The sequence below is a fragment of the Bradyrhizobium sp. SZCCHNRI1029 genome (assembly GCF_032487555.1).
Taxonomy (GTDB): domain Bacteria; phylum Pseudomonadota; class Alphaproteobacteria; order Rhizobiales; family Xanthobacteraceae; genus Bradyrhizobium.
Genome location: NZ_JAUEUK010000009.1, coordinates 114,458 through 132,169 on the forward strand (window position 1 = coordinate 114,458; position 17,712 = coordinate 132,169).

Genomic DNA, 17,712 nt, shown 5'->3' on the forward strand with positions numbered 1-17,712 from the left:
CGGCGCAATCCGGAACCGGTATCCATGTTCGAGCGCATTCTGCGGTGGACCCTCGTCGTGATCGCAATCGCGGGCCTCGCCGCGGGCGGCCTCGCGCATGTGCTCGGTCGCCCCGATCTTGCCGGGATCGCGTTCACGGCCTCGACCGTTCCTGTCATCCTGGGGCTGATCGTCTCGATCGTCCGCGATTTCCTGGCCGGCCGCATCGGCGTCGACGCGATCGCGCTGGTGTCGATGAGCGCGGCGATCATCCTCGGCGAGCCGCTGGCCGGCGCTGTCGTGGCGCTGATGTATTCCGGAGGCAACGTGCTGGAGGACATTGCCGTCGCCCGCGCCGAGCACGATCTGCGCGCGTTGGTCGATCGCGCGCCGCGTGAGGCGCATCGCCGCCGTGGCGACGAGATCGACAACGTTCCGATCGCCAGCGTCGCGGTCGGTGATCGCCTGATGGTCCGCGCCGGCGAGATCGTCCCGGTCGACGGCATGGTCGAAACAACCATCGCCGTCGTCGACGAGTCGGCGCTCACGGGCGAGCCCATCCCGGTGATGAAGACGCGCGGGATGGCGATCCTGTCGGGATCGGTGAACGCCGGCGACACGTTCGAAATGGCGGTCACGGCGACCGCGGGCGAAAGCACCTATGCCGGCATCGTCAAGCTGGTGACGACGGCCCAGACCGCGAAAGCGCCGTTCGTGCGGCTTGCCGACCGCTACGCGCTGATCTTCCTGCCCGTAAGCCTCGCTATTGCGGGGGCCGCCTATTTGGCCTCGGGCGATCTGATCCGGAGTCTTGCCGTGCTGGTGGCGGCAACGCCGTGCCCGCTGATTCTCGCCGCACCCGTCGCTTTCATTGCGGGCGTGGCGCAGGCGGCCCGAAGCGGCATTCTGGTCAAAGGCGGCGGCAAGCTCGAGGCGCTCGCGCGTGCCCATACCGTGCTGTTCGACAAGACGGGCACGCTGACCGTCGGCGGCGCGCGGCTGCTCTCGGTCGACGCCGCACCGGGCGAGGACGCCGATGCGGTCCTGCTGCTCTGCGCATCGCTCGAGCAGGCCTCGCACCACGTGGTGGCGCACGCGATCGTTCAGGCCGGCCAGGCCCGCGGGCTGAAGCTGAAGGTGCCCGAACAGGTCAGGGAAACCATGGGCTCGGGCCTCGAAGGTCTGATCGATGGCCGCCCTGTGATGGCCGGCTCGCGCGACCTCGTGCTCGGCAGCCGCACGCCGCCGGCTTGGGCGGCGCGCGCGATCCGCCGGGCGTCGTGGCGTTCGGCCCTGATCGTCTTCGTTGCCGTCGAGGGGCGCCCGATCGGGGCGCTGCTGCTGGCCGACGAGTTGCGCGCGGATACGCCGCGGGCGATCCGCTGGCTGCGCGAGGCCGGCATCGCGCGCATGGTCATGGTGACCGGGGATCGCGCCGCGGCCGCCCAGGCGATCGGCGCGGCGCTCGACCTCGACGCCGTGCTGGCGGACCGTGTCCCCTCCGACAAGGTGGAGGCGGTCAAGAGCGAGCAGCGGCTGCATCCCACCATCATGGTCGGCGACGGCATCAACGATGCCCCGGCGCTGGCCTCTGCCGACGTCGGCATCGCGCTCGGCGCCCGTGGTGCCAGCGCCTCGTCGGAAGCCGCCGACGTGGTTATTCTCGCCGATCGGCTCGATCGCGTCGGCGAGGCGATCGTGATCGCGCAGCGCGCCCGACGCATCGCCCTGGAGAGCATCTTCGTCGGCATGGGCCTGTCGTTCGTGGCGATGGGCGCAGCGGCCTTCGGCCTGCTGCAGCCGGTGCCTGCGGCCCTGGTCCAGGAGGCCATCGACGTCGCCGTCATCCTGAACGCGCTCCGCGCTCTGTTCCCGGCCAGGCGCGGCAAGGCCGGCCGGATCACGGCCGAAGACGGCCGAGGGCTCAGGCATGATCACCAGGCGCTGCTGCGCGGCCTCGACCGCCTGCGCTCGATCGTCGATGCGCTCGACGAAGCCTCGCCGGACGGCGCCGTGGCGCTGATCATGGAGGCAAACGGCTTGGTGCAGGACAAGGTCGTGGCGCATGAGCGCGACGACGAAGGATCGGTCTATCCGAAGCTCGCGCGGCTCCTGCAGGAGAGCCATGGCCTGTCGGCGATGAGCCGGGCGCATCGCGAGATCCTGCATCTGGCGCGCCTGCTCGGCCGGCTGGTCGAGGATCTGCCGTCCGAGCATGTGGACCGCTATCTGATTCGCGATGCGCAACGGGTGATCGAGGCGATCGAGACGCTGGTGCGCATGCACACGGCGCAGGAGGACGACATCTATGAGGCCGTGGTGGCGCGCTCGGCCGCCTGAACCGTTCGCGTCAGCCCGGATGCCGCGGCAGGTCGATCCGTTCGTTGGCGAATTCCGCAGGACCTTCGATCAGGCGGCGGATCCGCCGCTGGCGCTCCTCGGCCGACAGACTCGGATCGAGCATCCGATCGATCAGCCGGATCGCATTCTGCTCGATGGCGACGGGATCCCGCGACGAGGGCTGCCCGGCTGCTGCCGGCCGCGATGCATGCAGGCCGATCGTGAGCAACTGGCCGATGGCGTCGGAGCGTGTCATCTGGTGAGCCTCCGCCCAGGCGTCGATCTCGGCGGTGAGCTCCTGGGACAGCTTCACCGCACTCACCGCATCATGTCCCAGCCGGACGGCCGGGCTGTGATCCCTGCGGACGTCGGAGAATGGCGTCATGTGTTTGCCGGACGTCATCTGCCTGTTGATGATATCAGCCTAAAGTATGCGGGAGGGACTGGGATTTGATTTCGATCAAGGACGTCCTAAGAAAGCGGCCTCTCGCGGCGGTTCCGCCGCCGGATGCCACGCGTGTCGCTGCTGCCAGGCAGGCCACGGAGCTTAATACTGCAGACAGTCAGCAAGCCCATGCGATTCCTCCACACTTTCCAAGTCTATGATTTCCTCGATACGCTCGTCAGCCTGTTCGCAGCTTTCGTGCTGGCCACGCTGATCGGCGCCGAGCGGCAATACCGGCAGCGCAGCGCCGGCCTGCGCACCAACGTGCTGGTCGCCGTCGGCGCGGCCGCCTTCGTCGATCTCGGCAACCGCCTGACCGGCGCCGACGGCGCGGTGCGGATCATCGCCTATGTGGTGTCGGGCATCGGCTTCCTCGGCGCCGGCACGATCATGAAGGAGGGCATGAACGTCCGCGGGCTCAACACCGCGGCGACGCTGTGGGCGTCCGCCGCGGTCGGCGCCTGCGCCGGCGCCGACCTGATCGCGCAATCGGTGGCGCTGACCGTGTTCGTGCTGGCCGGCAACACGCTGCTGCGGCCGCTGGTCAACGCGATCGATCGCATCCCGCTCAATGCGCAGACGTCGGAGGCGCACTACGAGATCGTCCTGACCACCGACGGGCTGCGCGCCGCCGAGCTGCGCGAGGCGCTCGACGAGCGGCTGGAGGCGGCCAAATACCCGGTGCGGGAGACCGAGGTCGTCTATCGCTCCGAGGACATCGTCGAGATCGTCGCGACGCTGGTGCCGCTCGCGGTCGATACGGTCGATCTCGACCGCGTCGTGTCCGAGCTGGCGAAGCTCGCCGGGGTCCGTCATGCGACCTGGAACGTCAGGGCGCTGGTGTGACGGCATTGCCGGACCAGCATCGCCGCACCGGCGGCGGGGCGCTCGCCACACCTCGTGGCTGCCGGCCGCCGGCGGCCGTGGCAAGCTCCCCACCCACGTCATGGTTCGATATCCCCTGCATCGCTCATCGCGCCCATGCGAAAGTTCCATGTCGCGCCTGAACCATCGCTGAATGCAGCGCCGTCAGTCGTCAGGCGTGCGGCAGCTCCATCGTCAGTGCCCGCCGCGGGCGAAGATCTCGTAGAAGCCGAGCACGATCTCGCAGGCGATCAGGATGACGACGATGACCTCGAGCCGCAGCGAGCGCTTGGTGTCGATGATGTCGGCGAGCGTGGTCGCCGTCTCGGCGATCACCGCGAGCTTGCGGTTGAGGGTGTCCTCGCGCTCTTTCAGCTCATACTCGTCCTCGAGCCGCGCATAGAGCCGCTCCAGATCTGGCCGGTCCCACAACACGTCCGGCTTTTCGCCGACGGCCACGCGGCCGGAGACGCGGTGCTGCACCAGCAGCGCCTCGCCGAGCAGCTTGAGCATCGCCACCCGGCTCTTCGATGTTCGTCCCAGCATCGCCAGCTCGCGCGCGAACGGTTCGATGGTGTCGAACACGTTGGCGATCTCGCGCTCGCTGCGGCCGAGCACGACGCTCTTCGCCAGCGCATCGGCGACGATGAGCAGCCGCTCCAGCGACAATTCCTTGACCAGGACCGGGCCGCCGACCGGGATCGGCTCGTCGGATTCGCGCGCGACCTGGACCTTGGCCGTCTCTTCCTCGTGGGGGGCGATCGGGCCGAACAGCCGCGCGCTCAGCCGGTCGAGGAAGTTGATCTCCTCGGCCACCGACAGGCCGATGAAGACGACGACGCCGTAGCGGAAGACCACGGCGACTCCCGTCTCGCCGATGCGGACCGCGAGCGGCGTCGCCGACAGCACCTGGCCTTCGAAGCCGGCGGTATTGATGCGGTCCGCGATCTGGAGCGCGCGGGCGGCGAGTTGTGGAACGGGGGAGGAGTCGGCCATGATGGTGAAAGGCTAGCACGTCGAGCCCGACAGAACGATAACGCGGCGCAAGCCTGGCGACACGTCCGTTGCCGAATATCGCTGCCTGAACCCGCTTGACAGGAAGGAACGTAGCTCCTCATTGGACGCGCACCCCGGATGGATGCCTCTCGATGTCGAAGACCAGTGCTGCGGACTACTATGCCTCGATCCCGGTGTTTCGCGGCTTCGCGCGCCTGATGGAGCCGCAGCTCTACCAGCCGGTGCCGGACGACTGGCTGATCGGCACGGCCGACATCGTCGAGTCGACCAAGGCGATCGCCGACAGGCGCTACAAGGCGGTCAACATGGCCGGGGCGGCGGTCATCGCCGCGGTCACCAATGCCTTGGAGGGGCGCGAATTCCCGTTCGTGTTCGGCGGTGACGGCGCCAGCTTCGCCGTCAGCCCGGATGACGAAGCGGCCGCGCGCGAAGCCCTTGCCGCCACCGCGACCTGGGTCAGGGAGGATCTCGCTCTCGCGATGCGCGTCGCGCTGGTGCCCGTGACGGCGATCCGCGCGCAGGGGCTCGATGTCCGCGTGGCGCGCTACGGTCCGTCGGCCAATCTGTCCTATGCGATGTTCGCGGGCGGCGGAGTGGGCTGGGCCGAGGCCGCGATGAAGCGGGGCGAGTTCGCGATTCCCCCGGCGCCGTCCGGTGCGCAGCCCGATCTGTCCGGACTCTCGTGCCGCTTCGAGGAGATTCCGGCGGCGCGCGGGGTCATCCTGTCGGTGCTGGTGCTGCCGGCTCCCGGCGCGGATGCGCAGGCCTATCGCAAGGTGATCGAGGAGATCATCACCCTCACCGAGCGCAGCCCCGATGCCGGGCGGCCGGTGCCGGCCGGCGCGCCGGCGTTGCGATGGCCGCCGCAGGGATTTGGCTACGAGGTCCGCGCCGCGCGCGGACCGCTGTTGTCGCGCTGGGCCCGCGTGCTCGGACGTACGCTGTTCGTCTATGCCGTGATGCGGTTCAACATCAGCATCGGCGGCTTCGTGCCGGATCTCTACAAGCAGCAGGTGGTCGAGAATTCCGACTTCCGCAAATATGACGATGCGCTGCGCATGATCCTCGACTGCACCGACGAGCTCGCGCAGGAGCTGGAGCGCCGGCTCGGCGCGGCGGCTTCGCGCGGCATCGTCCGCTACGGGCTGCATCGGCAAGATGCCGCGATGATGACCTGCTTCACGCCGTCCGCGATCCGGCCGGATCACGTCCACTTCATCGACGGCGCGCGAGGCGGCTACGCATCGGCTGCGACCGCGTTGAAGGCCGCGGTCGCCTGAGAGTGATCAGCGCGCGCGGGTCCAGGTCTCGCCGCCGCACAGCGATCCGACGCAGCCTTCCACCTTCAGCGTATCCGGGCCGGAGACGGAGATGTGGCTGGTGTAGCTCTGGCCGTCATCGGCGTTGTAGATCTTGCCGGACCATTTATTCGGCCCCTCCGAGTGAACGCCTTCGAACAATTGCAGGCCGATGATCGGGCGGTTGGCCAGCGCGCGATTGGGATTCTTGTTGTCGACGGCCGGCTTGCCGGTGTCGGTGTCCATCGGCTCCTTCAGCCACACGACGGTGCCGCAGAGATTGGCGCCGCATTTGGCGACCTTGATCCTGGCGTCGCCCGCCTGGGTCAGCCAGGTGCCGGTCGGATCATCGGCGGCCAAAGCGGGCTGCGCCATCACGACGGTCGCCAGCGCAAGACCAGCCAAACGCAATTTCCAAATCATCTTACCCCCCGTTGAAGCCGCGTTTCCATAACAGCAAACGGCGCAGTTGCAATCGCAGAGGAGCGGTTGTCCAAAGCGGGATCATCACGATCAGGTGCATGGCTGCCGAGCCGTCTCAATTCCTTGTTCGGTTGTCTCATGCATGTGCCGGGAAATGGTTTTGATTGCGGCAACAAACTCGGCTGTCGTCCCGGCCCTTGAACCGGGATCCATACCCCCAGGGAGCGGTTCGAAACGCGCCGGCGATTGGCTTTTCGCATCTCGCGTCGCCGCCGCGTATGGGTCCTGGATCGGCGCCATGCCGCGCTGGCGCGCGTCACGGCTTGTCCGGGACGACGACGGCGGGTGAGGCGGTTTCACGGTTCAAACAGCGATGGACATGGCTTTGCAGTCTCGCGGCGCATCGCGCCCGAGGTCTGCGATCAGTCCGTCCCTCTCGAAATGCAGAGGGCGCAGGGAATGCCGGGTGAAGGCCTCACCCATGGCCCGCCTGCGAAAAGAATGCAGGCGGCAGGTACCACAGGCAAAGCCGATTCAACCGGCATTCCCTGCGCGACGGTCTTCACGCTTATACGCAGTCTCCCTGGTGCGCCGGGCTTGTTGGCCACCATCCCCAGCGCCATGCGTGAGCATTGCGCCAGGTTGACACCAGCTTCGGGGTGTCAGGACGCTGCGACTTCACGTCCGCGTGCTACCGTTCGTCCGCACGCCGATAAGCATGCTGCGGCAGCAACGCGGCCATCGCATCCCCACCTCGCGTGTCGTGACGATCGCGCGCTACGCCCCTCTGCGGTGAGGCGGGATGCCGGGATACAAGCATGATTTCTTGAAAAACGCAAGAGAATTATTTTTTTCGGAATACGGGCCATGTGATCCGCTGTCGTCCCGGCCTCGAGCGGGGACCCATCCTCCGCAGCGGACATCATGGGCAAAGTGCCATGACCAGCGTGCCTCAAACGTCTGCCTGGGGGTAGGTCGTCCCGGATCTGCGCGCGCGTACCGCGCGCTTGTCCGGGACGACAGGGGAGAGCGGCCTCACCACGGCAATCCGCAGAGGTCGATGGTGCCGCGGGTCGGCGCAGTGCGCTTGACGTCGTGCACGAGCGCAGACAGCGTGTCGAAGCGGATGCGGCCCTGGTCGGGCTGCTCGGCGTAGACGTCGCCGTCGAACGGGATGAAGCCCCTTGCGCCGTAGAAGGCGATGCGATCCGGCGCGCAGAACAGCACGGCGTAGTTGATCGAGTCTTCGTGCCGCAGGGTCTGGATCGCGGCGTTGAGTCCCACGGTGGCCAGGCCACGATTGCGCACGTCCGCGCGCGTCAAAACGCCGCCGATGCCGCCGATGTTGACGTTCTGCCCGTTCCATTTCACCAGGCGGCGATAGATGCCGACGTGGCAGAGCAGGTCGCCGCTCTCGTCTTGCACCAGCACGCGCAGATCGGCATGCGCAAAAGTGATACCTGCCCAGGGTAGGCTCGCGACCACCTCGGGCGGCCAGATCGCGTCATACAGCGGCTTCGCCAGCGGCCAGGACGTGTCTCCATTCAGGACCTCGATCTCGATGCTCATCAAATCGGCTCGCTTTTTCCAGAATCACGGTGTTTTACGGCGTCGGAACCTTCTATAAGGAGGTCCCGTTAAATCCCGTCTTCTCACAAGTTGCGGAACCGACCCCATGACCTTTACGCTCCCCCCTCTGCCCTACGCCTATGAAGCCCTCGGCCCCTACATGTCCAAGGAGACGCTCGAGTACCACCACGACAAGCATCACCAGGCCTATGTGACCAACGGCAACAATGCGATCAAGGGGACCGAATTCGAAGGCAAGTCCCTCGAGGAGATCGTCAAGGGCTCGTTCGGCAAGAACCCCGCCGTGTTCAACAATGCCGGCCAGCATTTCAACCACATCCATTTCTGGTCCTGGATGAAGCCGAACGGCGGCGGCTCCAAGCTGCCCGGCCGGCTCGAGAAGAAGATCGACGAGGATCTCGGCGGCTTCGAGAAGTTCAAGGCCGACTTCGCGGCCGCCGGCGTCGGCCAGTTCGGCTCGGGCTGGTGCTGGCTCTCGGTCAAGAACGGCAAGCTCGAAATCTCCAAGACCCCGAACGGCGAGAACCCGCTGGTGCACGGCGCGACCCCGATCCTCGGCTGCGACGTCTGGGAGCACTCCTACTACATCGACTATCGCAACCGCCGTCCCGACTATCTGAAGGCGTTCGTCGAGAACCTGATCAACTGGGATTACGTCGACGAGCTCTACGGCAAGGCGATCTGATCGCTGACGCAAGCAAGTGACCAGGGCGGCGGCTTCGGCTCGCCGCCCTTTTTCATGGCAAGGCTTTTGACGAGGGCGATCCTTGCAAGAGCGGCGCCCTTGCGGCAAGAGTTTTGCTCCATTCGCGACGAGGGCAGGGCATTCCGTCTCTCGATGCGGTCTGCAGGTAAGGTCCCGTGAATCAACTGGTCGGATTTCTTCTCGTCTTCTTCGGCGGCGGCTGCGGCGCCTCGCTACGGCACGCGATCAACATGGCCAGCGCCAAGGCATTCGGGACGGACTTCCCGTACGGCACCTTCATCATCAACATCACCGGCTCCACCGTGATGGGTCTGATCGCCGGGTATCTCGCCTTCAAGGGCGGCGCGCCCCAGCATTGGCGGCTGTTCCTGATGACCGGCATTCTTGGCGGCTACACCACGTTCTCGGCGTTCTCGCTCGACACCGCGCTGCTGTATGAGCGGGGCGCGTTGGGACTGGCTGCGGTCTACGTGCTGGGGTCGGTGGGGATCTCGATCGCCGGCCTGTTCGCCGGCCTGGCGCTGGTGCGGTATTTCAGCTGACGCGCTGGTTGACGGGAGGCGGTCTCTCTCCGCCGTCATTGCGAGCGCAGCGAAGCAATCCAGAATCCCTCCGCTTGGGCAGCCTGGATTGCTTCGCTGCGCTCGCAATGACGGGGTGAGACCACGACCTCCGATGCCACAAACGCCCCGCCTGCGGTGGACAGCGGTGATGTTATAATGTAACATCATGACGAAATGACGCAGTCTGCCCTCGATAGCCACGGCCATTCGCATGCGCACGGGCACAGCCATGGTCACGGTCATGCCCACAGCCACGGTCCCGCGGCGCCGCATCCGGCGCAGCCGGCGCCGTGGTCGATCCTGCGCATGCCGGTGACGACGCGGCTCGGCGCGGCGCTGGCGGCGAGCGCGGTGCTCTGGCTGATCGTCTGGCTGGCGATGCGATGATGACGGCCATGGTCCAGCTGCAATTCCGCGACGTGACCCTGGGCTACGACCGCCACCCCGCCGTGCATCACCTTACCGGTGAGGTCGCGACAGGGGCGCTGCTCGCCGTGGTCGGCCCCAACGGCGCCGGCAAGTCGACGCTGTTTCGCGGCATCGTCGGCCTGTTGAAGCCGCTCGCCGGCACCATCGCCGCGGCCGGCCTGAAGCCGCGCGAAATCGCCTATCTGCCGCAGATCGCCGATATCGACCGCTCCTTCCCGATCTCGGTGTTCGATTTCGTCAGCACCGGACTGTGGCGCAGCACCGGCATGTTCGGCGGCATCGGCGCGGCCGCGCGCGAGAAGATCGCGCAGGCGATCGCGGCCGTCGGCCTCACCGGCTTCGAGGGTCGCGGCATTGGCACGCTCTCGGGCGGCCAGATGCAGCGCATGCTGTTCGCGCGCGTGCTGCTGCAGGATGCCCGCGTGATCGTGCTCGACGAGCCGTTCAATGCGATGGACACGAAGACCTCGGCCGACCTTCTGCAACTGATCGAGCACTGGCATGGCGAGCGGCGCACCGTGCTGGCGGCGCTGCACGACATGGACATGGTGCGCGCGCATTTCCCGCAGACCCTGCTGCTGGCGCGCGAGGCCGTGGCCTGGGGACCGACGGCGGAGGTGCTGACCGCCGACAATCTGTCGCAGGCGCGTCGGATGTGCGAGGCGTTCGACGATGCCGCCGCGCCCTGCGTGCCGGCGCAAGCCTCCAAGGCGGCATGATGCTGCGCGAGGTGCTGTTCGCTCCGTTCTCGGATTTCGAGTTCATGCGCCGCGCGCTCGCCGCGGTCATCGCGCTGTCGCTCGGCTCCGGACCGATCGGCGTCTTCCTGATGCTCAGGCGCATGAGCCTGGTCGGCGACGCCATGGCACATGCGATTCTTCCCGGCGCGGCGATCGGTTTCCTGCTGTCGGGTCTCAATTTGTTTGCGATGACGACCGGCGGCCTGATCGCCGGCTTTGCCGTGGCGCTGCTATCGGGCCTCGTCTCGCGCTCGACCGGGTTGAAGGAGGACGCGTCGCTCGCGACCTTCTATCTGGCGTCACTGGCGATCGGCGTCACCATCGTCTCGGTCAAGGGCACCAACGTCGATCTCTTGCACGTGCTGTTCGGCAACATCCTGGCGATGGACGACCCGACCTTGCTGATGGTCGCGACCAACGCCACCATCACGCTCGTCGTGCTCGCCGTGATCTACCGCCCGCTGGTCGTCGAGAGCGTCGATCCCTTGTTCCTGCGCACCGTGAGCCGCGCCGGTGCGCCGGCGCATCTGATCTTCCTCGCCCTGATCGTCGTCAACCTCGTCAACGGCTTCCAGGCGCTCGGCACCTTGCTTGCGGTCGGCCTGATGATCCTGCCGGCGGGGATCGCCCGGTTCTGGTCGCGCGACGTCACGCCGATGATCTGCATCGCGGTCGCCTCTGCGATCGTCTCCGGCTATGTCGGGCTGGTGCTGTCGTTCCAGACCCGCATTCCCTCGGGGCCTGCGATCATCCTGGTCGCGTCCTTGCTCTATCTCGCCTCGGTGCTGTTCGGACGCGTGGGCGGCGTGCTTCCGCAACTGTTTCCGGGACGTCACCTCGAAGCCTGAAGTCGATGCCCATGAAACGCCTGTTGCCCACCCTGAGCCTGCTGTTTGGCCTTGTTCTGATCGTCCCCGCATCGGCCGAGACCCGGCTGAACGTCGTCACCAGCTTCTCGATCCTCGCTGACTTCGTCCGCCAGGTCGGCGGCGACAAGGTCAATGTCGCCTCGCTGGTCGGGCCGGACAGCGACGTGCACGTCTACACGCCGACGCCGCACGATGCGAAGGATGTCGGCGCCGCGCAGCTCCTGATCGTCAACGGCCTCGGGCTGGAGGGCTGGCTGCCGCGGCTGCAGCAGGCCTCCGGCAGCAAGGCGCCGATCGTCGTCGCCACTCAGGGCATTACCCCACGCAAGCGCGGCTCGGATGCCGATCCGCATGCCTGGCAGTCGGTCGGCAATGCCAAGGTCTATGTGAAGAACATCCGCGATGCGCTGGTCGCGGCCGCCCCCGCAGACGCGGAGGTCTTCAAGGCCAATGCGGAGCGCTATCTCGGCGAGCTCGATGCACTCGACCGCGAGGTCCGCGCCGAGATCGACAAGATCCCGGTCGAGCGGCGCAAGGTGATCTCGACCCATGACGCCTTCGGTTATTTCGCCGATGCCTATGGCGTCGCCTTCATCGCCCCGCTCGGCGTCTCCACCGAGACCGAGCCGTCGGCCCGCGACGTCGCCGAGATCATCCGCCAAGTGAAAAAAGCGGGGATTCCGGCCGTCTTCCTGGAGAATTTCAACGACGACCGGCTGGTCGGCCGGATCGCCGCCGAGACCGGCGCGAAGATCGGCGGCACGCTGTATTCCGATGCCCTGAGCGAGGAAAAGGGCCCCGTTCCCACTTACATTGCCATGGTCCGGCACAATATAAGGGCTCTGACGAGCGCGCTGGTCCGTTAGGGTTCTCGAGCCCTCGCGGTAGTGCGCTTTTGAGCCATTTTCGACGCGATCTGAGGTTTTCGGAGTGAGCATGTCCGACGCGAGCAAGACACCAGTGACGGTCCTGACCGGCTATCTCGGGGCCGGCAAGACCACGCTTCTGAACCGCATCCTCTCGGAAGACCACGGCAAGAAGTACGCCGTCATCGTCAACGAATTCGGCGAGATCGGCATCGACAACGACCTCATCGTCGGCGCCGATGAGGAAGTGTTCGAGATGAACAATGGCTGCATCTGCTGCACCGTGCGCGGCGATCTCGTGCGCATCATCTCCGGCCTGATGCGCCGCAAGGGCAAGTTCGACGCGATCATCGTCGAGACCACGGGGCTCGCCGATCCGGCGCCGGTGGCGCAGACCTTCTTCGTCGACGAGGACGTGCAGAAGAACGCGCGGCTCGACGCGGTCGTGACGGTGGCCGACGCGAAGTGGCTCTCGGACCGGCTCAAGGATGCGCCGGAGGCGAAGAACCAGATCGCGTTTGCCGACGTCATCGTGCTCAACAAGACAGACCTCGTCACCAAGCCGGAGCTCGCCGAGGTCGAGGCGCGCATCCGCGCCATCAACCCCTACGCAAAGCTGCATCGCACCGAGCGCTGCCAGATCGCGATCTCGGATGTGCTGGAGCGCGGCGCGTTCGATCTCGACCGCATTCTGGAGATCGAGCCGCAATTCCTCGAAGCGGGCGACGATCACGATCATCACCACCATGATCACGACCACGGCCATGATCACCATCATCATCACGATCACGGCCTGAAGCACTATCACGACGAGGAGATGCAGTCGCTGTCGCTGCGCTCCGACAAGCCGCTCGATCCGTCGAAATTCATGCCGTGGCTGCAGAACCTGGTGCAGACCGAGGGCGGCAAGATCCTGCGCTCCAAGGGCATCCTGTCGTTCCAGGACGATGACGACCGCTACGTCTTCCAGGGCGTGCACATGATGCTCGAAGGCGATCATCAGCGGAAGTGGAAGCCCGACGAGGCGCGCCAGAGCCGCGTCGTCTTCATCGGCCGCGAGCTGCCGGAAGACGCCATCCGCGAAGGCTTCGAACGCTGCATCGTGACCTGATGACGTCGTTCGACCAGGGCGGCGAGGCCGCATCGATCGTCTCCGTCACCGACAAGGTGAAGCCGGTCTCGCTCGGCATGGCCGTCACGGCCGTGCACTATCTCGGCGATCGCGCCGCCTTCGTCGGCACCGAGGAGAGTGTCGCTGTCGTCGACGGCGACGGCGAGATCAGCAAGGTGGATGTCACCGGCGGCGGCATCCTGTCGGCGGTGTCGGACGGATCGCGCATCCTGATCGGCGGCGATGACGGCAAGGTCTCGTCGCTCGACAAGGCGGGCAGCGTCAGCGTGCTCGTGACCGATCCGAAGCGGCGCTGGATCGACAACGTCGCCCTTCATCCGGATGGTGCGATCGCCTGGTCGGTGGGCAAGACCGCGTTCGTGCGTCAGCCCAAGGGCGAGGAGAAGTCGCTCGAGGTGCCGTCGACTGCGGGCGGACTTGCGTTCGCGCCGAAGGGCCTGCGGCTCGCGATCGCGCACTACAACGGCGCCACCTTGTGGTTTCCCAACATGGCGGGCGAGCCGGAATTTTTAGGCTGGGCCGGCTCGCATCACGCCGTCACCTTCAGCCCGGACAACAAGTTCCTGGTCACCGCGATGCACGAGCCGGCGCTGCATGGCTGGCGGCTCGCTGATAGCAGGCACATGCGGATGACCGGCTACCCCTCGCGGGTGAAGTCGATGTCCTGGGGCAGCGGCGGCCGTTTCCTGGCGACCTCGGGTGCCGACATGGTCATCCTCTGGCCGTTCGTCGGCAAGGACGGCCCGATGGGCAAGGAGCCGGCGATGCTGGCGCCGATGAAGGCCAAGGTCACCGCGGTCGCCTGCCATCCCAAGCAGGACATCCTGGCCTGCGGCTACGAGGACGGCACCGTGCTGATGGTGCGGATGCAGGACGGCGCCGAGATCCTGGTGCGGCGGAACGAGACGCCGCCGATCGTGGCGCTGGGCTGGAATGCCGCGGGAACGTGGCTCGCTTTCTCCGATGAAAGCGGCGAGGCCGGGCTGCTGCGGCTCTGATGAGGCACTGGGGCGCAGACCCCGATGGAACCTCGCAGGCGCGTGACCGTTGTTCCGCACACATAGGATGCGGATGATAAGCCATGGCCTCGATCAACAGCAAACAGACGTTGCGCCGGGACATGCTGCTGGCGGCGGGCCTGTTCGTCCTTGGCGTGCTCGTGGCCGTGGTCTCGCTGACCGAGATCAAGGCCAATCACCTCGACCAGGTTGCGCAGGCGACGCCCTCGGCCTCGCCTGAACCGTCAGCGACCCCGGCCGAGTCCAAGCCCGGCGGCACGCGCCCGACGACGCCGGCGCCAGAGCCCGCGCGCCCTGACGTGGAAGCTCAAAAGGAAGGCGCCAAGCCGGCGCTGCCGCCGGCCCCGGCCGAGAAGATCGCGCCGACGATGGAGCGGAAGTAGCTCGCTGTAGCAACGGCAGAGCGCGAGAGAGTTCGCGTGCTGCTTCCACGTCGTCATGCCCGGGCTTGTCCCGGGCATCCACGTCGTTCAACTGCGCGGCTTCGTGGATGGCCGGGTCAAGCCCGGCCATGACTGAGGAGCGAGTGCGGCCCAGCCAGTCATCGCACCAGGATGTTGCGGAACTGCCACGGATCGGACGTGTCGATATCCTCCGGGAAAAGCCCCGGGCGGTCGTTCAGCGGGGTCCAATCCGTGTAATAGCCCTTCACCGGGCCGAGATAGGGCGACTGGATCTCGAGGCAGCGGCGGAAGTCCATCTCGTCGGCCTCGACGATGCCGGCGGTCGGGTTTTCCAGCGCCCACACCATGCCGGCGAGCACGGCGGATGACACCTGCATGCCGGTCGCGTTCTGGTACGGCGCGATGCGGCGGGTCTCCTCGATCGAGAGCTGCGAGCCGTACCAATAGGCGTTCTTGCCGTGGCCGTAGAGCAGCACGCCGAGCTCGTCGATGCCGTCGACGATCTCGTTCTCGTCGAGAATGTGCCACTTCCCCTGCATCTTGCCGGTGGCGCCGAAGATCTCGTGCAGCGACAGCACCGCGTCATTGGCCGGGTGATAGGCGTAGTGGCAGGTCGGGCGGTACACCACCTTGTCGCCGTCGCGCACGGTGTAGTAGTCGGCGATCGAGATCGACTCATTGTGGGTCACCAGGAAGCCGTATTGCGCGCCCGGCGTCGGACACCACGAGCGCACGCGGGTGTTGGCGCCCGGCTGCAGCAGATAGATCGCGGCACCGCAGCCTTCGCTGTGGCGGCGGCCGTTCTCCGGCATCCATGTCTCGTGCGTGCCCCAGCCGAGCTCGGCCGGCTGCATGCCCTCGGAGACGAAGCCCTCGACCGACCAGGTGTTGACGAACACGTCCATCGGCTTCGGATTCCTGGAGCGCTGCGTGTCACGCTCCGCGATGTGGACGCCCTTGACGCCGAGCTTCTGCATCAGCTGCGCCCAGCCCTCGCGGCTCTTCGGCTCGACGATCTCGGTCTTGGTGTCCTTGGCGATGTCGAGCAGCGCCTGCTTGACGAACCAGGACACCATGCCGGGATTGGCGCCGCAGGTCGAGACGGCGGTGGTGCCGCCGGGGCTCTTGCGGCGGGCGGCGAGCAGCGTCTCGCGCAGCGCGTAGTTGGAGCGCTGCTCGACGCCCATCTGCTTGTCGAAATAGAAGCCGGCCCACGGCTCGACGACGGTGTCGATGTAGAGCGCGCCGATCTCGCGGCACATGGTCATGAGGTCGACCGAGGAGGTGTCGACCGACAGGTTCACGCAGAAGCCCTGGCCGCCGCCCGCGGTCAGCAACGGCACCAGCAGCTCGCGGTAATTGTCGCGGGTCACGCCCTGCTGGATGAAGCGGACGCCATGCTTCTTCGCCAGCGCGCCGTCGTCATGCGGATCGATGATGACGAAGCGGCTCTTGTCGTAGTCGAAATGGCGTTCGATCAGGGGCAGGGTGCCCTTGCCGATCGAGCCGAAGCCGATCATCACGATGGGGCCGGTGATCTTCGCGTGGATCTGCGAGCTCATGAATGGTTCTCCGCGAAAGGTGCGTGGGATGGATGGATTCAGGCGGCGCGCCGCCCTCGGATGCCGCGCCGCGTTAGCGGCTGCGGCGCTTGGCGGTGACTTCGATTTCCACCTTCATCTCCGGCTTGAGCAGCGCCGCGACGACCAGCAGCGTTGCGGCGGGGCGGATGTCGCCGAGGACTTCGCCGCAGACCGCAAAATGGGCATCGGCGTCGTTGACGTCGGTGAGGTAGTAGGTCGCGCGGACGATATCGGCCATCTCGAAGCCGCCCTCCTGCAGGGCAGCGGCGATGGTCTTGAAGCAGTTGCGTGACTGGCTCGTGACATCGGCCGGCATCGTCATGGTGGTGTAGTCATAGCCGGTGGTGCCGGCGACGAAGGCGAAGTCGCCATCGATGACGGCGCGGCTGTAGCCGGCGGTCTTCTCGAACGGTGATCCGGTAGAGATCAGGCGGCGGGACATGGCGGACCTCGTGGGGGGATTTTCGGGGGTTAAAGAGCTTTTGCTGCACCTGCGCAACCCCTGGCGGGGCGGGCAGGACGCGGCCTGCCGGCATGCCTAACGCGGGCGGGTGACGTCAGGTCCGGCGGGCGGCGTGCTGGACCAGCGCCTGACCACGATGTCGCGGACGATCATGATCCCGAGCAGGATCAGCAGGAGCGTCGGTAGCAGTGTCCGCCGCTGCGGCGCTGTCGCCGCCCTGGCCTTCACGCTGCGCATCGCATCGGCCGCTCGCGACGCGAGCGGCGGGCCTTGCGTTCGGCAGCGCCGGTCGCGACGATCATGCCCGACGCGCCGTCCAGCGCGCCTTCGACCAGTTCGAGCCCGAGCAGGCGCTCGCGCGCGAACGCGCCGGGCAGCTCCAGCGCGGCGGTCTGCGCGACCGAGAAGCCGAAGCGGGCGTAATAGGGCGCATCGCCGAGCAGGATCACCGCGCCATGGCCGCGCGACGCCGCGATCATCAGCGCGGCATTCATCAGCGCAGCGCCAACGCCGAGGCTGCGCGCCTCGGCCGCGACCGCCAGCGGCCCCAGCATCAGCGCGTCGCGTCCGCCGGCGCTGACGTGCCACAACCGCAGCGTTCCCACCAGCGCGCCGCCGCGCACCGCCGACAAAGCGAGGCCCGCGGCGGGCGCGCGTCCGTCGCGCAGGCGCTGGCAGGTGCGCTCATGGCGATTCTCGCCAAAGCACAGGTCGAGCAGCGTCTCGCGCGCCGCGACGTCGGAGGCCCGTTCGCTGCGGATCACGAACGGAGCGGCAGTCCGAGAGGGCGCAGTCGAGGGGATGCGAAAAGCGGTCATGGCACGTCAGTCCCCGGCCTGCGCCGCCGGGTGTTGCCCGCGCGCAAACACGTGATGTCAGGTTGATGATGACGGTCTATCGCTCCCTCCCCCGCTTGCGGGGGAGGGTCGGGGTGGGGAAAGCCCCACCCGAGGCTCTTGCCGGTCTCACCCGCGCTCGGGTG

20 protein-coding genes are annotated in these 17,712 nt (G+C 66.9%); 12 read left to right on the forward strand and 8 right to left on the reverse strand.

From position 1 onward, the window contains the following. Nucleotides 1–24: 24 nt before the first annotated feature. Nucleotides 25–2,319: a heavy metal translocating P-type ATPase gene (locus QW861_RS24690; RefSeq protein WP_315753705.1), complete on the forward strand. Its 2,295-nt coding sequence runs from the start codon at nt 25–27 to the stop codon at nt 2,317–2,319. Between the two features lie 10 nt (nt 2,320–2,329). Here the strand turns inward: QW861_RS24690 and QW861_RS24695 are convergent, their stop codons facing one another. Then, nucleotides 2,330–2,704 (reverse strand): hypothetical protein, encoded by a 375-nt coding sequence (locus QW861_RS24695; protein ID WP_316193586.1) that lies wholly within the window; start codon nt 2,702–2,704, stop codon nt 2,330–2,332. A gap of 189 nt (nt 2,705–2,893) precedes the next feature. On the opposite strand from QW861_RS24695, the gene QW861_RS24700 reads away from it, so the two are divergent. Next, nucleotides 2,894–3,610 carry an MgtC/SapB family protein gene (locus QW861_RS24700; protein WP_315716525.1) on the forward strand — a complete coding sequence of 239 codons (717 nt, stop codon included), beginning with the start codon at nt 2,894–2,896 and terminating at the stop codon, nt 3,608–3,610. 213 nt (nt 3,611–3,823) lie between these two features. Here the strand turns inward: QW861_RS24700 and QW861_RS24705 are convergent, their stop codons facing one another. After that, complete coding sequence (locus tag QW861_RS24705; RefSeq protein ID WP_409977997.1) at nt 3,824–4,624, reverse strand: RMD1 family protein; 801 nt, start codon at nt 4,622–4,624, stop codon at nt 3,824–3,826. A 152-nt stretch (nt 4,625–4,776) separates the two neighbouring features. Here QW861_RS24705 and QW861_RS24710 point away from each other — a divergent pair, with 152 nt between their 5' ends. After that, nucleotides 4,777–5,925 (forward strand): DUF3095 domain-containing protein, encoded by a 1,149-nt coding sequence (locus tag QW861_RS24710; protein ID WP_315716526.1) that lies wholly within the window; start codon nt 4,777–4,779, stop codon nt 5,923–5,925. Nucleotides 5,926–5,931: 6 nt separating this feature from the next. On the opposite strand, the gene QW861_RS24715 is transcribed toward QW861_RS24710, so the two are convergent. Both QW861_RS24715 and QW861_RS24720 read right to left on the reverse strand, forming a co-directional pair. After that, nucleotides 5,932–6,366, reverse strand: a complete 435-nt coding sequence (locus QW861_RS24715) for a DUF2147 domain-containing protein (protein WP_315716527.1) — start codon at nt 6,364–6,366, stop codon at nt 5,932–5,934. 1,035 nt (nt 6,367–7,401) lie between these two features. Next, nucleotides 7,402–7,935: a GNAT family N-acetyltransferase gene (locus QW861_RS24720; protein ID WP_315753701.1), complete on the reverse strand. Its 534-nt coding sequence runs from the start codon at nt 7,933–7,935 to the stop codon at nt 7,402–7,404. 106 nt (nt 7,936–8,041) lie between these two features. Here QW861_RS24720 and QW861_RS24725 point away from each other — a divergent pair, with 106 nt between their 5' ends. The 9 genes from QW861_RS24725 (at nt 8,042) to QW861_RS24765 (ending at nt 14,663) form a co-directional block, all read left to right on the forward strand. Further along, complete coding sequence (locus QW861_RS24725; RefSeq protein WP_315753699.1) at nt 8,042–8,641, forward strand: superoxide dismutase; 600 nt, start codon at nt 8,042–8,044, stop codon at nt 8,639–8,641. A 176-nt stretch (nt 8,642–8,817) separates the two neighbouring features. Further along, nucleotides 8,818–9,204 carry a fluoride efflux transporter CrcB gene (gene crcB / locus QW861_RS24730; protein ID WP_315753697.1) on the forward strand — a complete coding sequence of 129 codons (387 nt, stop codon included), beginning with the start codon at nt 8,818–8,820 and terminating at the stop codon, nt 9,202–9,204. A 195-nt stretch (nt 9,205–9,399) separates the two neighbouring features. Beyond that, entirely contained in the window at nt 9,400–9,612 is a 213-nt protein-coding gene (locus QW861_RS24735) for a hypothetical protein (RefSeq protein WP_315753695.1), read from the forward strand. After that, complete coding sequence (locus QW861_RS24740) at nt 9,612–10,373, forward strand: ABC transporter ATP-binding protein (protein WP_315753694.1); 762 nt, start codon at nt 9,612–9,614, stop codon at nt 10,371–10,373. Before QW861_RS24735 ends, QW861_RS24740 begins: the two co-directional genes overlap by 1 nt. Next, nucleotides 10,370–11,242, forward strand: coding sequence for a metal ABC transporter permease (locus QW861_RS24745; RefSeq protein ID WP_409977973.1), 873 nt, complete (start codon nt 10,370–10,372; stop codon nt 11,240–11,242). Before QW861_RS24740 ends, QW861_RS24745 begins: the two co-directional genes overlap by 4 nt. An 11-nt stretch (nt 11,243–11,253) precedes the next feature. Next, on the forward strand, nt 11,254–12,129 hold the full coding sequence (locus QW861_RS24750; protein ID WP_316193587.1) for a metal ABC transporter substrate-binding protein: 876 nt from the start codon (nt 11,254–11,256) through the stop codon (nt 12,127–12,129). 70 nt (nt 12,130–12,199) lie between these two features. Beyond that, complete coding sequence (locus QW861_RS24755; protein ID WP_409997649.1) at nt 12,200–13,240, forward strand: CobW family GTP-binding protein; 1,041 nt, start codon at nt 12,200–12,202, stop codon at nt 13,238–13,240. Then, on the forward strand, nt 13,240–14,259 hold the full coding sequence (locus QW861_RS24760) for a WD40 repeat domain-containing protein (protein ID WP_315716535.1): 1,020 nt from the start codon (nt 13,240–13,242) through the stop codon (nt 14,257–14,259). Before QW861_RS24755 ends, QW861_RS24760 begins: the two co-directional genes overlap by 1 nt. Nucleotides 14,260–14,342: 83 nt before the next feature. Continuing rightward, complete coding sequence (locus tag QW861_RS24765; protein ID WP_315716536.1) at nt 14,343–14,663, forward strand: hypothetical protein; 321 nt, start codon at nt 14,343–14,345, stop codon at nt 14,661–14,663. Nucleotides 14,664–14,821: 158 nt separating this feature from the next. Here QW861_RS24765 and QW861_RS24770 read toward each other — a convergent pair whose 3' ends face one another. From QW861_RS24770 to QW861_RS24785, 4 genes are all read right to left on the reverse strand, one after another. After that, nucleotides 14,822–16,246: a homospermidine synthase gene (locus QW861_RS24770; RefSeq protein WP_315716537.1), complete on the reverse strand. Its 1,425-nt coding sequence runs from the start codon at nt 16,244–16,246 to the stop codon at nt 14,822–14,824. 73 nt (nt 16,247–16,319) lie between these two features. After that, a complete protein-coding gene (locus QW861_RS24775) occupies nt 16,320–16,709 on the reverse strand; it encodes a RidA family protein (RefSeq protein WP_315716538.1) in 390 nt (129 codons plus the stop codon). Between the two features lie 96 nt (nt 16,710–16,805). Then, nucleotides 16,806–16,967, reverse strand: a complete 162-nt coding sequence (locus QW861_RS24780; RefSeq protein WP_315753684.1) for a hypothetical protein — start codon at nt 16,965–16,967, stop codon at nt 16,806–16,808. Next, complete coding sequence (locus QW861_RS24785; protein ID WP_315769277.1) at nt 16,955–17,548, reverse strand: N-acetyltransferase; 594 nt, start codon at nt 17,546–17,548, stop codon at nt 16,955–16,957. The genes QW861_RS24780 and QW861_RS24785 overlap by 13 nt, the downstream gene beginning before the upstream one ends. Between the last annotated feature and the right edge of the window lie 164 nt (nt 17,549–17,712).

Excerpts from the sequence above, each read along its gene's own strand:
- QW861_RS24760 (WP_315716535.1), top strand. The coding sequence starts at position 13,240 with ATGACGTCGTTCGACCAGGGCGGCGAGGCCGCATCGATCGTCTCCGTC.
- QW861_RS24755 (WP_409997649.1), top strand. The coding sequence starts at position 12,200 with ATGTCCGACGCGAGCAAGACACCAGTGACGGTCCTGACCGGCTATCTC.
- QW861_RS24695 (WP_316193586.1), bottom strand. The coding sequence starts at position 2,704 with ATGACGCCATTCTCCGACGTCCGCAGGGATCACAGCCCGGCCGTCCGG.
- QW861_RS24765 (WP_315716536.1), top strand. The coding sequence starts at position 14,343 with ATGGCCTCGATCAACAGCAAACAGACGTTGCGCCGGGACATGCTGCTG.
- QW861_RS24745 (WP_409977973.1), top strand. The coding sequence starts at position 10,370 with ATGATGCTGCGCGAGGTGCTGTTCGCTCCGTTCTCGGATTTCGAGTTC.
- QW861_RS24690 (WP_315753705.1), top strand. The coding sequence starts at position 25 with ATGTTCGAGCGCATTCTGCGGTGGACCCTCGTCGTGATCGCAATCGCG.
- QW861_RS24775 (WP_315716538.1), bottom strand. The coding sequence starts at position 16,709 with ATGTCCCGCCGCCTGATCTCTACCGGATCACCGTTCGAGAAGACCGCC.
- QW861_RS24720 (WP_315753701.1), bottom strand. The coding sequence starts at position 7,935 with ATGAGCATCGAGATCGAGGTCCTGAATGGAGACACGTCCTGGCCGCTG.
- QW861_RS24780 (WP_315753684.1), bottom strand. The coding sequence starts at position 16,967 with ATGCGCAGCGTGAAGGCCAGGGCGGCGACAGCGCCGCAGCGGCGGACA.
- QW861_RS24735 (WP_315753695.1), top strand. The coding sequence starts at position 9,400 with ATGACGCAGTCTGCCCTCGATAGCCACGGCCATTCGCATGCGCACGGG.
- QW861_RS24785 (WP_315769277.1), bottom strand. The coding sequence starts at position 17,548 with ATGACCGCTTTTCGCATCCCCTCGACTGCGCCCTCTCGGACTGCCGCT.
- QW861_RS24725 (WP_315753699.1), top strand. The coding sequence starts at position 8,042 with ATGACCTTTACGCTCCCCCCTCTGCCCTACGCCTATGAAGCCCTCGGC.
- QW861_RS24710 (WP_315716526.1), top strand. The coding sequence starts at position 4,777 with ATGTCGAAGACCAGTGCTGCGGACTACTATGCCTCGATCCCGGTGTTT.
- QW861_RS24715 (WP_315716527.1), bottom strand. The coding sequence starts at position 6,366 with ATGATTTGGAAATTGCGTTTGGCTGGTCTTGCGCTGGCGACCGTCGTG.
- QW861_RS24705 (WP_409977997.1), bottom strand. The coding sequence starts at position 4,624 with ATGGCCGACTCCTCCCCCGTTCCACAACTCGCCGCCCGCGCGCTCCAG.
- QW861_RS24750 (WP_316193587.1), top strand. The coding sequence starts at position 11,254 with ATGAAACGCCTGTTGCCCACCCTGAGCCTGCTGTTTGGCCTTGTTCTG.
- QW861_RS24700 (WP_315716525.1), top strand. The coding sequence starts at position 2,894 with ATGCGATTCCTCCACACTTTCCAAGTCTATGATTTCCTCGATACGCTC.
- QW861_RS24740 (WP_315753694.1), top strand. The coding sequence starts at position 9,612 with ATGACGGCCATGGTCCAGCTGCAATTCCGCGACGTGACCCTGGGCTAC.
- QW861_RS24770 (WP_315716537.1), bottom strand. The coding sequence starts at position 16,246 with ATGAGCTCGCAGATCCACGCGAAGATCACCGGCCCCATCGTGATGATC.